Raw genomic sequence first — 12,320 nt, forward strand, 5'->3', positions numbered from 1 at the left:
TGACTGTGCGCCCTGCCTAGGAACCCCCTTTAGCGCCACAAACGGTTTCTCCGGTCTGCCCTCCGCTTCAGCGCGCCGGCCACCAGCCAGAGCATCATCGCCAGGATCACCACGGCCGCGAACGCGGCGAGGATCTTGTCCCGGCGCGAGGGGAGCAGGGTGGTCTTCGCTGTGGCGGCCGCGTTGGTAGAGCCCTTTAGGGCCTCTGTAGACATGTGCGCCGGCGAGGACTGCGCGGGTGTAGCGGACGTACCGGGCGCCGCGCCAGTGCTCGCCGCGGGAGCCGGTGCCGGGGCGGGAAGCGACGCCGCCAGCGGAGCCGCGCCGGACAGCAGCGGGTTGTCCTTCGCGACCGGAGCACCGACGTACAGCGCGGCCAGCGGGTTGACGATGCCGTAGCCGTAAGCGTCGTCGCGCTGAAGCCCGCTGGCGCCGCCGGCCTTGGTGGCCGTGGCCAGCAGCGCGCGGATGGTCTGGCCCGCGGTCCAGTCCGGATGCATCGAGCGGACCAGCGCGACCGAGGCGGTGACGTAGGCGGACGCCTCGCTGGTGCCCTTCGAGGTCTTCGGGATACCTGAGGCGTCCTCTACAGGAATCCCCACTCCGGGAGCCGTTAGAGCGACCTGCGGTCCGTACGAAGAGCCCGACCACCGGGCGCCGGTGTCGTCGATCGCACCGGCCGCCACCACGCCGGGATAGGCCGCCGGGATGATGACGTGCTCGGTCCCGTAGTTCCCGGCGGCGGCCACCACCACGATGTCCGCGGCCTCGGCCTGCTTCACCGCGGCCGCCATCCCCGGCGTGTCCGCGGTGCCGAGCGACATGTTGATCACCTTGACGTGCTGGGCGACCGCGTAGTTGATGGCGGCGGCGATGTGCACCGGGTCCGAGCCGTCCTCCTGCTGCATACGCACCGGCAGGATCTTCGCCTCGGGCGCCAGGCCGTGCAGGCCGTCACCGGCCCCGGTCCCGGCGATCAGCACGTCCATCGTGGTGCCGTGGCTGTCGATGTCGGTGTCGACGTGCGCGATGCCGGTGCTGTCCGGGCCGAGCGAGAAGTCCGCGCCGGGCAGCAGGTTGTCCCGGGTGTCGCCGAGCGGCGAGACCCCGGAGTCGACCAGGCCGACCGTGACGCCGGCGCCCTTGGTGTGCTGCCACACCTGGTCGGCCTTCAGGTACGTGAGCGGCCACTGCGTGGCGGCCTTGGGTACGGCGTCCTCCGCCCGCACCGTAGGGGGCATGAACGCCAAAGCGGCCATGCCACAGACACCCATGAGCGACCCCAAGCGGTGCGACATGCGCCCCAGGATCGCGCGCCATAGCAAATAACGCAAACCTCTGTGAAAATCCCTATAGAGGCTTTTCAGACACTAGGCGGAAATCACTTACCGCTTATGATGCGGGGCATGGCCCGTTACGAGTACCGCTGTCGCGCGTGTGGCGACACCTTCGAGCTGTCCCGTCCGATGGCGGAGGCGTCCGCTCCCGCCGTGTGCCCCGCCGGCCACGACGACACCGTCAAGCTGATCTCCGCGGTCGCCGTGAACGTCGGCGGCGCGAACAAGTCCGCCGCAGCATCCGGCGACTCTGGCGGATGCTGCGGCGGTGGCTGCTGCTCTTAGCCGGGTAGCTGGAGCAGCGGCCAGAGGGCTGAAACGGCTGAGGGAAGCCGTCAGCCCATGTGCGGGTACCGGTGGTCCACCGGCGGCACGAACGTCTCCTTCACGGTGCGCGGGCTCAGCCAGCGCAGCAGGTTCTGCGCGGACCCGGCCTTGTCGTTGGTCCCGGAGGCCCGGCCGCCGCCGAACGGCTGCTGCCCGACGACCGCACCGGTCGGCTTGTCGTTGACGTAGAAGTTGCCGGCGGCGAAGCGCAGCTTGCTGTGCGCCTCCTCGACGGCCGCGCGGTCCGTGGCGAACACGGAGCCGGTCAGCGCATAAGGGGTCGAGCTGTCGACCAGGTCGAGGACTTCGCTATAGCGCGCGTCGTCATAGACGTGCACCGCGAGGATCGGACCGAAGAACTCGTCGGTGAAGATCTCGTGGTGCGGGTCGTCGCCGACCAGGACGGTCGGCTGCACGAAGAAGCCCTGCGAGTCGTCCGCCGTGGCGCCGGCCAGGATCTCCAGCTTGCCCTCGGCACGGACCCGCGCGAACAGGTCGCTGTGCTTGGTGAAGGCCCGCCGGTCGATCACCGCGCCGCCGAAGAAGGAGAAGTCGGTGACGTCGCCGTAGGTGATGGTCCCGGTGACGTCGGCCAGCTGCTCCCGCACGCCGGACTCCCACAGGGAGCGCGGGATGTAGGCGCGCGAGGCCGCGGAGCACTTCTGCCCCTGGTACTCGAACGCGCCCCGGACCAGTGCGGTGACCAGAGCGGCCGCGTCCGCGCTGGGGTGCGCGACCACGAAGTCCTTGCCGCCGGTCTCGCCCACGATCCGCGGGTAGGAGCGGTAGACGTCCAGGTTCTGCGCGGTCTGGCGCCACAGGGTCTTGAACGTCTTGGTGGAGCCGGTGAAGTGCAGCCCGCCGAACTCGCGGTCGTTCAGCGCGACCTCGCTGACCGCCAGGCCGTCGCCGGTGACCAGGTTGATGACGCCGGCCGGGAGCCCGGCGGCCTCCAGCAGCTCCATCGTGTACTGCGCGGCCAACTGCTGCGTCGGCGAGGGCTTCCACACCACGGTGTTCCCCATCAGCGCCGGCGCGGTCGGCAGGTTGCCGGCGATGGCGGTGAAGTTGAACGGGGTGATCGCGGTGACGAAGCCGTCCAGCGGCCGGTAGTCGGTGCGGTTCCAGACCCCGGCGGAGTTGGCCGGCGGCTGCTCGGCCAGGATCTGCCGGGCGAAGTGCACGTTGAAGCGCCAGAAGTCGATCAGCTCGCAGGCGGCGTCGATCTCCGCCTGCTGCACCGACTTGGACTGGCCGAGCAGCGTGGCGGCGTTGACGGTGTCGCGCCAGGGGCCCGACAGCAGGTCGGCGGCGCGCAGGATGACCGCCGCGCGCTCGTCGAAGGGCAGCGCGCGCCAGGCCGGCGCCGCCGCCTTGGCCGCCGCCACGGCGTCGGCGACGTCGGCCGTCGAGGCGTTGGCGGTCTCGCCGAGGACGTGCTTGTGGTTGTGCGGCTGGACGACCTCGATGCGCTCGCCGGAGGCCATCCGACGGCGCCCGGCGATGGTCATCGGCAGGTCGTGGCGGTCGGCCGCGAGCTCGGTGACGCGGCGGCGCAGCGACTCGCGCTCGGCCGAGCCCGGGGCGTAGGCGCGGACCGGTTCGTTGACCGGGGCGGGGGTGTGGGTGATGGCATCCATGGCGGTGCGGGTGTTCCCCTCTGTTGGCGCGGTTAGCGCTTGACGAGCGAGTTCAGGAAGAACATGACGTTGGCCGGGCGCTCGGCCAGGCGGCGCATGAAGTAGCCGTACCAGTCGTCGCCGAAGGGCACGTAGACGCGCATGGTGTCGCCGTCGGCGACCAGGGCGTGCTGCTCGGTGGTCCGGATGCCGTGCAGCATCTGGAACTCGTGGCTGTCCTGGGCCCGGCCGGTCTCGGCGACCATCGCGTGCGCGATGTCGATCATGCGCTGGTCGTGGCTGGCGATCATCGGGTACGCCGAGGAGCGCATCAGGGTCTTCATGGCGCGCACGTACGCCTTGTCCACTTCGTGCTTCTCCTGGTGCGCGACGGAGGCGGGCTCCATGTACGCGCCCTTCACCAGCCGCACCCGGGAGCCGGCGGTCGCCAGGTCGGTGATGTCGCCCTCGGTGCGGAACAGCGCGGCCTGGATCGCCACGCCGACCCACGGGAAGTCGCCGCGCAGTTCGCGCAGGGCGCCCAGGGTGGCGTCGACCGTGGTGTGGTCCTCCATGTCCAGGGTCATGGTGGTGCCGGCGTCGCGGGCCGCCTCGGCGATCGCTATAGCGTTCTCCAGCGCGATCTTCTCGGCGTCCTTCGGGAGCTTCTGGCCCAGGGCCGAGAGCTTGAGCGAGACCTCGGTGCGGTGCGCGATGCCGAGGTCGGAGAAGCGCTTCAGCATCTCCAGGTAGGCATCGCGGGTGGCCGCGGCGTCCGCGGCGCTCAGGGTGTCCTCGCCGAGCCGGTCCACGGTGACCGCCAGCCCCTCCTCGACCAGGTCGCCTATCACCAGGCTGGCCTGGTCCAGGTTGTCCCCGGCGACGAACCGGTCGACCACGCGCCGGGTCAGGGGGACCCCGGTGATCATCCCTCGCATCTTGGGACTGCGGGCGGCGGCTAGGAGAGTGCGGCTGAGCATGGCGGGCCTGTCTTTCCTGGTGGCGCACCTGGTGGCGCAGCGGTGGCGGAGTCTGTTGGGACGACGGTAAGTCGGTTCGTCCGCCGGGGATATGGACGAGTGCCACGATCACTGTCCGGTTTCGTCATACACTTGTCTGATGGCGACCCAGACCACCGACCAGCTCCAGGACCTGGTGGACCTCATCTCACAGCTGGCCTCCGCCTCGGCGACGCTGGAGGACCGGGACTTCGACCTGGTGGCGTTCGCCTCGCAGTCCGGCGGCCTGGACGTCATCCGGCAGCGCTCGATCCTGCAGCGGCGCTCCACCCCGGAGGTGCGGGCCTGGTTCGAGGGGTTCGGGATCGCGCGCAGTGACCGGCCGGTGCGCACGCCGGCGGATCCAGAGCACGGAGTCCTGCCGCGGGTGTGTCTGCCCGCGCGCTGGAACGGGGTGACGTACGGGTACGTCTGGCTGTTGGAGGCCGACGGCCGGCTGGACGACGCGATGCTCGCCAGCGCGATGCACGAGGCGTCCCGGGCCGGCGCGCTGTTGGCGCAACAGGCGCGGGTCAGAGAACGGATGGAGGAACGCCTCCAGAACCTGCTGTCGCCGGAACGCGGGGTCGCGGAACAGGCCGCGGAGGAGATCTCGGATCTGGGGCTGGTCGACCGGGACCGGCGGATCTCGGTGGTTGTCCTGGAGGCGCGGACCCAGGACTGGCAGTCGATACCGATCAACTTGTGGCGGTTGCCTCGGTCGGTCCTGGCGGCTCCGGAGACAGATCACATCAGTCTGCTGGTTCCCGAACCGCTCTCCGTCGCCGATATCGCGGAGCGCGCGCTGGAGCTCTACAGAGAACGTCTAGAGCACGATGCGCGGGACGACGTATTAGTAGGGATCGGCGCGCCACGCGACGATCTCGCCGAAGCCCGGGCCAGTTGGCGGGAGGCTCGGCTGGCGGTGCGGGTCGGGCGGGCGGTTCCGGCGTTCCGGCCCACGGCCGTGTGGGCGGACCTAGGGATCTACCGGTTGCTTGCGTGCGGTCCGCAGAGAGAACTACGTGACGCTGTAGTAGACCCCGCGGTGCGCCGGCTATTAGAGGAGCCGGATCTGCTTGTCACGGTACAGACGTACCTCGATCATGCCGGAAGCGTTCAGCAGACGGCTGCCGCGCTGAGCATCCACCGGCAGACGCTCTACCACCGGCTGGAGAAGATCGAGCGGATCACCGGTCTCGACCTGAGTGACGGTCGAGACCGGTTGCGGCTGCACTTAGGCGTTTCCCTGGCTCCGCTTGTGGGTGGGTAACGCTAAGGCGGGTGACGCTAGCCGCTAGGACAGGCGACGCTATAGATCGTTATAGGTGAGCGCTGTGTCCGACGGTGTGGCTCGCCGCGACCTCGGTGCCCAGGAAGCCCAGCAGGTCCTGCCGGCTCACCACGCCCTGCGGCTTGCCCTCGACCAGGACCACCGCGGCGTCCGCCTTCTCCAGCGCGGTGACCAGCGCCGACACCGGCTCGCCGGAGCCGACCTGGGGCAGCGGCGGGGACATGTGCTCGTCGAGGCGGTCCTCCAGCGAGGCCTTCTCGTAGAACAGCGCGCGCAGCAGGTCCCGCTCTACGATGGAGCCGATCACCTCGGCGGCCATCACCGGCGGCTCCTCCTTGACCACGGGCATCTGCGAGACGCCGTATTCGCGCAGCGTCTCGATCGCCTCGCCGACGGTCTCGTGCGGGTGCATGTGGACCAGGTCCGGCAGGCCCTGGCCCTTGCGCGAGAAGACCTCGGCGACCGTGGGCTCGTCGGTGCCCGGGTTCAGGAAGCCGTAGTCGGCCATCCAGTCGTCGTTGAAGATCTTCGACAGGTAGCCGCGGCCGGAGTCCGGCAGCAGGACCACGACGACGTCGTCCGGGCCCAGGCGCTCGGCGTACTTCAGCGCGGCCACCACGGCCATCCCGCAGGAGCCGCCGACCAGCAGGCCCTCCTCGCGGGCCAGACGGCGGGTCATCAGGAACGAGTCCTTGTCGGAGACCGCGATGATCTCGTCGGCCACGCTCCGGTCGTAGGCGGTCGGCCAGAAGTCCTCGCCGACGCCCTCGACCAGGTAGGGACGGCCGCTGCCGCCGGAGTAGACCGAGCCTTCGGGGTCCGCGCCGATCACCTTGACCGCGCCCTCGGAGACGTCCTTGAGGTAGCGGCCGGTGCCGGAGATGGTGCCGCCGGTGCCGACGCCGGCCACGAACGCCGTGATCCGGTGGTCGGTCTGCTCCCAGAGCTCCGGGCCGGTGGAGTGGTAGTGCGAGGCCGGGTTCTCAGGGTTGGAGTACTGGTCGGGCTTCCAGGCGCCGGGAATCTCGCGGACCAGGCGGTCGGAGACGTTGTAGTAGGAGTCCGGGTGCTCCGGGGCGACCGCGTAGGGGCACACGACGACTTCGGCGCCGTACGCGCGCAGCACGTTGATCTTGTCAGTGGAGACCTTGTCCGGGCAGACGAAGACGCACTTGTAGCCCTTCTGCTGCGCCACAATGGCCAATCCCACACCGGTGTTGCCGGACGTGGGCTCCACGATGGTGCCACCGGGCTTCAACGCCCCCGACCGCTCCGCGGCCTCGATCATCCGCAGCGCGATCCGGTCCTTCACCGACCCGCCCGGGTTGAAGTACTCGACCTTGGCGAGGACGGTCGCCTGGAGTCCCTTGGTGACGTTGTTCAGCTTCACCAGCGGGGTGTCCCCCACCAGCTCGACCATGGACTCGGCGTACTTCATCGGCGGTGTCTCCGCTTCTTGTGTGGACCGGCAATTTACGGTGGTCACTCGGTGCTTTACAGGTTACGGGGTGAAACCACCACGTCGTAGCCAACCGTGCTCAAGGTAAGGTCACTGGAACGGCGGACATACTTCAGTTTGAGGCTTGCAGGAGGTGTGCCGACGATGACCGGGCTCACAAGGCTGGGTATCGCCAAGCGCGTCGCCGCTGCCGCCGCGTTGAGCGGCGGGGGGATCGGGGTCCTCACCGGCGGCGCCATCGGGTTGATCGTCGCCGAGGCGAAACTCGCCCGGCGTGCCATCGGCCCCACCAAAGGCGATCCGCCGCGCGCGGACGGGGTCTACGGGGCGTGGTACGCCGCACCCGGCGTCGACGTGATCCGCATCGCGATACTCGGCGACAGCTCCGCGGCCGGCTACGGCGTGACGGAGTCGGCCCGCACCCCCGGCGCGCTGCTGGCGTCCGGATTGGCCGAGGCCGCCAACGCCCCGGTGCGGCTGCAGAACGTCGCAAAGGTCGGCGGCCAGTCCTCGGACCTGGGCTGGCAGCTGGAGCGGGTGATCGCGGCCGGACCCGACGGCGGCGGCCCGGACCTGGCGGTGATCATGATCGGCGCCAACGACGTGACGCACCGCGTCAAGGTCGCCGAGTCCGTCCGGTTCTTGGGCGACGCCGTCCGCCGGCTGCGCGCGGCCGGCACCGAGGTCGTCGTCGGCACCTGCCCGGACCTGGGCTCCATCCGGCCCGTGGCCCAGCCCCTGCGCCGCCTGGCCCGCCGCTGGTCCCGGCAGCTCGCCGCGGCGCAGACCGTCGAAGTCGTCTCCGCGGGCGGCCGCACCGTCTCCCTGGGCTCCCTGCTGGGCCCGGAATTCGCCGCCCGCCCCGAGGACATGTTCGGCCCGGACCGCTTCCACCCCAGCGCCGAGGGCTACGCCGCGGCCTCCATGGCCCTGCTCCCCTCGATCGCGGCGGCCCTCGGCCGCTGGCCCGACGCCGAAACCGGCGAACCGGACACCCTGGAACCGGCCCGCGGCGAAGCCCGCATGCCCCTGGCCCGAGCCGCCGTCCTGGCCGCCAAGCACGGCGGCACCGAAGTCGGCCGCGAGGTCGGCAGCGCCGCCCGCGCCGGCTGGGGCATCCTGCGGCACCGGCGGCGCCGGCAGATCGCGGAGCCGGTGGTTCCGCCCGGGGCCGACGCGACCGCGGCGGCCGGTGGCGAGCCTACCGATTCCGGAGCCGGGGCCGCGGCGGAGTCCGCCTCGGCCTGAGCCCCGCACCGGCGATATAAGAGGCTTGACACGCAAGGAGTGCGGGCCGGTTCCGACGAACCGGCCGCCCGTCCCGTGTGCCCAGAGCGGGAGTCGAACCCGCAACGCCCGAAGGCCGCGAGGTTTAAGCTCGCTGTGTCTGCCTGTTCCACCATCTGGGCCCGAAGAGATCGTCGGGATGATCCTTCGGGCTTCAGCGTAGCGAGAACTGCGCGAAAGCGTGATCGAGTTCCAGCGCTGGTCCGCTGAAGGTCCTGTTCGGGCGCAGGTCGTAAGGGGGGTTGGGGCACCGGGAGGGGAGGACTTTCACCGGACTTCCGGCCCCTGTTCCCTGGACGTTCGCGCTCGGCGCGGGGGGCTGGTGGGTCTTGTGGGGCATCGTGTGGGCATTCAGGCGATATGCGATCCGGCACATCGCCGGTCGGGCGTGCGGGCTGCCGGAATGCCGCGGCGGCATAGGTGCGGGCTCGGCCGCGATCACAGGTGCTGGCACAGTTCCGGGCACGGCTCCGGGCACGGTTACAGAGCCCGCGGCACAGCCGGGGCTCTGTGGGTTCCGGGTGGGGGCTTTTATCCGAAGGCGCGGGCGGCGCGCTTCAGGTCCATCTCGTGCACGATGGCGTTGGCGTAGCCGCGCGGGAGGTCGTGCTCAGCGCGGAGCCAGCTGACCCGCTCTTCGAAGCGGGGGAGGGACGGGCCTTCGTTGACCAGCTGGAACCAGGTATCCAAGCTGCGGCCGGTAGCGGCGGGGATGCGGGCGAGGAGGTTGCGATGGGTCTGCTCGGAGTGATGGATCGTCATACGGGCGCCTCCGCGAATGGACTGGGCATACGGTCCGTGTGCGCCAGCGTGCCTGAGGGTCGGGCGGCTGGCAAGAGGAACGGGACCTGGCGATTCCGGCGCCAGGTGTCCGCCGGGCGGTCGGTGACGTGCCACGACGTTGTCGCGGCATTCGCCACCCGTATCCTTCCCGGATGACTTCCAGCACCAAACCGGGGGGACATGGTGCGGACCGGGATCCTGCCGCCGCCGACGCCCTCGCGGCCGAGCTGACCCGGCTCGCCGAGGGCTACCGGCGCCTCCCGCACTCCAAGTTCGCGCTCCGGCTGGAGCCCTACGGCGATCGCGCGCAGGCCGGCTACTGGCTCGCCTCGCAGGTCACGACGGTCGCGCAGGGGATAGAGCGCTGGGACAGCCCGAGGCCGCCGCTCTGGCACGCGCTGCCGACGCTCGGGGTGTTCGCGCTCGGCGACCAGATCGCGGTTGTGGGCAACGACTTGTTAGCCGCGTATCGGGCTCTGAAGGACCCGCGCGAAACTCTCATCTGGACACCGGGTGATGGACGCGTCCCGGCGGAGAAGGCGATGACGGCCGTGCTGGAAAGCACGGCCGCCTTGCGTCGGGCGCTATAGCGGTACGGCCGCTATAGCGGTACGGCGATCAGCTCAGCCGCTCCAGGATCAGCGCCATGCCCTGGCCGCCGCCCACGCACATCGTCTCCAGGCCGAACTGCTTGTCGTGCCACTGCAGCGAGTTGATCAGCGTGCTGGTGATCCGCGCGCCGGTCATGCCGAAGGGGTGGCCGACGGCGATCGCGCCGCCGTTCACGTTCAGCTTGTCCAGGTCGATCCCCAGGTCCTGGTAGGACGGGATGACCTGGGCGGCGAACGCCTCGTTGATCTCCACCAGGTCGATGTCGCCGAGCGTCATGCCGGCGTTCCTCAGCGCGTTCTGCGTCGCGCCGACCGGGCCGATGCCCATGATCTCCGGCGAGATGGCGGTCACGCCGGTGGCCACGATCCGGGCCAGCGGGGTCAGGCCGAGTTCGCGGGCCTTGGTGTCGGACATGATGACCACGGCCGCCGCGCCGTCGTTCAGCGGGCAGCAGTTGCCGGCGGTGACGGTGCCGTCGGGCCGGAACACCGGGGCCAGCGTCGAGGTCTTCTCGTAGGTGACGCCGGCCCGCGGCCCGTCGTCCTTACTGACCACGGTGCCGTCCGGGAGCGTGATCGGGGTGATGTCCTTCTCCCAGAAGCCGTCGGCGATCGCCTTCTCGGCCAGGTTCTGCGAACGGACGCCGAACTCGTCCTGCTCCTGCCGCGAGATGCCCTTGATCTGCGCCAGGTTCTCGGCGGTCTGCCCCATCGCGATGTAGATGTCCGGCAGGGTCTCGTCCTCGCGCGGGTCGTGCCAGACCTTGCCGCCGGCCGCGAACTCGTTGGTGCGGTTCACCGCGTCGGTGAACAGCGGGTTCTGGGTGTCCGGCAGGCCGTCGGAGGAGCCCTTGGCGTAGCGGGAGACGGTCTCGACACCGGCCGAGATGAAAACGTCGCCCTCACCGGCCTTGATGGCGTGGAACGCCATGCGGGTGGTCTGCAGCGAGGACGCGCAGTACCGGGTGATGGTCGCGGCCGGGAGGTGGTCGTAGCCCAGCAGTGTGGCGACCACCCGGCCCATGTTGTAGCCGGACTCCCCGCCGGGCAGGCCGCAGCCCAGGTACATGTCGTCGATCTCGCGCGGGTCCAGCCCGGGCACCTTGTCCAGCGCGGCGCGCACCATCTGCGCGGTGAGGTCGTCGGGCCGGATGGAGGTCATCGAGCCCTTGAAGGCGCGGCCGATCGGGGAACGCGCGGTGGAGACGATCACTGCCTCGGGCATATAGGTCACTCCTTGCGAAGGGGTCCGGGTCGCCTGCCGGCTTCAGGGCCGCGCGGTCGGCGCCGCGATGGTGTCAGGGCCAGCGTAGTTCGGAAGCTACCGCTTGGTAATGCCCGGGTGCGGCAGAACACACCCGGTTCCTGGCCCTCCCTCACACTACGGCGCGCAGGCGTATTCCACCCGCGTTCCACCCGTGGATGGAGGCTGGCACCGGCGTGGAAGCGAGAGGATCAGTACATGGCAGCGCTGACGGCGAACATGATGGATCGCAAGGGCTACTTCTGGGGCATCCAGGCCCTGCGGACCGGCGGCCTGGTGGCGCTGGGCCTCACCCTTTTCGGGGTGAACCCCAAACCGGGCCTGCACGAGCGCGGGCTGGCCATCACCATCACCCTCGCCGTGGTGGCGGTGGCGTGGATCGGGATGATCACGTTCGACATCCGGAAGTGGCCGATCCAGTACCCGCTGTCGCTGTTGTCGCTCAGCGGCGGCCTGCTGGCGATCCTGCAACAGGGCCCGGCGATCGCGGTGCCGGCGGTCGCGGCGTTCTCCGCCGGCTCGAACCTCACGCCCCAGGTCTCGACGGCGATCGCGGTGGCCGGGGCGCTCTCGCTGACCGTCTCCGCCCTGTTCGTCGGCGCCTCGACGACCGCGGTCCTGGGCTTCGTCGTCATCATCGGGACCGCCCTGGCCATGGGCATGATCCGCTACGCCATCGCCGAACGCGCGAACTCGGCGGAGCAGCTGCTGGAACAGACCCGCCGGGCGGCGGTGGCCGAGACCGAGGCGGCGGTCCTCGGCGAGCGCACCCGCATCGCCCGCGAGATCCACGACATCCTGGCGCACTCGCTCGGCGCACTGGCGATGCAGGTCGAGGCTGCCCAGGCGCTGCTGACGCAGGACAGCCCGGACATCGCCAAGGCGGTGAAGTGCGTCGAGCGCGCCGGACAGCTGACGCGGGAAGGGCTCACCGAGAGCCGCCGCGCGGTCCAGGCGCTGCGCACGGACATCGGCCCGCTCTCGGAGATGATCGGGACGCTGGTCGAAGCGGACGGCGGCACGATGACCACGACCGGCGAATCCCGCAAGCTCCCGGCGGACGCCGCACTGGCGCTGTACCGCACGGCGCAGGAGGCGGTGACCAACGCCCGCAAGCACGCCCCCGGCAGGCCGACCACGGTGCACCTGAGCTACGACCCGGACGCGGTCCGGCTGACGGTGACCAACCAGCTCGCCGAGACCGACGCCGCGCGGCCGCTCACGAACTCCGGCGGCGGCTACGGGCTCAGCGGGCTGCGGGAGCGGATGGAGCTCGCCGGCGGGTCTTTGGAGGTCGGGCGTGAGGGGGGCGACTGGGCGGTGCGGGCGATCGTGCCGGGG

General features: G+C 70.3%; 11 protein-coding genes and 1 tRNA gene. 5 read left to right on the top strand and 7 right to left on the bottom strand.

The window, feature by feature from the left end; genetic code table 11:
- Window positions 1-29 precede the first annotated feature (29 nt).
- Window positions 30-1,298 (bottom strand): S8 family serine peptidase, encoded by a 1,269-nt coding sequence (locus KGQ19_RS29350; RefSeq protein ID WP_212014832.1) that lies wholly within the window; start codon window positions 1,296-1,298, stop codon window positions 30-32.
- 108 nt (window positions 1,299-1,406) lie between these two features.
- Here KGQ19_RS29350 and KGQ19_RS29355 point away from each other — a divergent pair, with 108 nt between their 5' ends.
- A complete protein-coding gene (locus tag KGQ19_RS29355) occupies window positions 1,407-1,622 on the top strand; it encodes an FmdB family zinc ribbon protein (RefSeq protein ID WP_230419632.1) in 216 nt (71 codons plus the stop codon).
- Window positions 1,623-1,672: 50 nt separating this feature from the next.
- On the opposite strand, the gene pruA is transcribed toward KGQ19_RS29355, so the two are convergent.
- Window positions 1,673-3,304: an L-glutamate gamma-semialdehyde dehydrogenase gene (gene pruA / locus KGQ19_RS29360; protein WP_212014836.1), complete on the bottom strand. Its 1,632-nt coding sequence runs from the start codon at window positions 3,302-3,304 to the stop codon at window positions 1,673-1,675.
- Between the two features lie 32 nt (window positions 3,305-3,336).
- On the bottom strand, window positions 3,337-4,263 hold the full coding sequence (locus tag KGQ19_RS29365) for a proline dehydrogenase family protein (RefSeq protein WP_212014838.1): 927 nt from the start codon (window positions 4,261-4,263) through the stop codon (window positions 3,337-3,339).
- A gap of 139 nt (window positions 4,264-4,402) precedes the next feature.
- On the opposite strand from KGQ19_RS29365, the gene KGQ19_RS29370 reads away from it, so the two are divergent.
- Window positions 4,403-5,554 (top strand): PucR family transcriptional regulator, encoded by a 1,152-nt coding sequence (locus tag KGQ19_RS29370; protein ID WP_212014840.1) that lies wholly within the window; start codon window positions 4,403-4,405, stop codon window positions 5,552-5,554.
- A 49-nt stretch (window positions 5,555-5,603) separates the two neighbouring features.
- Here KGQ19_RS29370 and KGQ19_RS29375 read toward each other — a convergent pair whose 3' ends face one another.
- Complete coding sequence (locus KGQ19_RS29375) at window positions 5,604-7,013, bottom strand: cystathionine beta-synthase (RefSeq protein ID WP_212014842.1); 1,410 nt, start codon at window positions 7,011-7,013, stop codon at window positions 5,604-5,606.
- A 165-nt stretch (window positions 7,014-7,178) separates the two neighbouring features.
- Here KGQ19_RS29375 and KGQ19_RS29380 point away from each other — a divergent pair, with 165 nt between their 5' ends.
- Complete coding sequence (locus KGQ19_RS29380) at window positions 7,179-8,282, top strand: SGNH/GDSL hydrolase family protein (RefSeq protein ID WP_230419634.1); 1,104 nt, start codon at window positions 7,179-7,181, stop codon at window positions 8,280-8,282.
- A gap of 78 nt (window positions 8,283-8,360) precedes the next feature.
- On the opposite strand, the gene KGQ19_RS29385 is transcribed toward KGQ19_RS29380, so the two are convergent.
- Window positions 8,361-8,443 (bottom strand) — tRNA-Leu (locus KGQ19_RS29385).
- 409 nt (window positions 8,444-8,852) lie between these two features.
- Window positions 8,853-9,083, bottom strand: a complete 231-nt coding sequence (locus tag KGQ19_RS29390) for a DUF4287 domain-containing protein (protein WP_012784872.1) — start codon at window positions 9,081-9,083, stop codon at window positions 8,853-8,855.
- Between the two features lie 173 nt (window positions 9,084-9,256).
- Between KGQ19_RS29390 and KGQ19_RS29395 the strand changes: the two genes are divergently transcribed.
- Window positions 9,257-9,694, top strand: a complete 438-nt coding sequence (locus KGQ19_RS29395; RefSeq protein WP_212014850.1) for a hypothetical protein — start codon at window positions 9,257-9,259, stop codon at window positions 9,692-9,694.
- A 28-nt stretch (window positions 9,695-9,722) separates the two neighbouring features.
- Here the strand turns inward: KGQ19_RS29395 and KGQ19_RS29400 are convergent, their stop codons facing one another.
- Window positions 9,723-10,940, bottom strand: a complete 1,218-nt coding sequence (locus KGQ19_RS29400; protein WP_212014852.1) for an acetyl-CoA C-acetyltransferase — start codon at window positions 10,938-10,940, stop codon at window positions 9,723-9,725.
- Between the two features lie 237 nt (window positions 10,941-11,177).
- Between KGQ19_RS29400 and KGQ19_RS29405 the strand changes: the two genes are divergently transcribed.
- Window positions 11,178-12,320, top strand: a 1,143-nt coding sequence (locus KGQ19_RS29405) for a sensor histidine kinase (RefSeq protein ID WP_212014853.1), incomplete at its 3' end; no start/stop codon positions are given.

The sequence above is a fragment of the Catenulispora pinistramenti genome (assembly GCF_018274385.1).
Lineage (GTDB): Bacteria > Actinomycetota > Actinomycetes > Streptomycetales > Catenulisporaceae > Catenulispora > Catenulispora pinistramenti.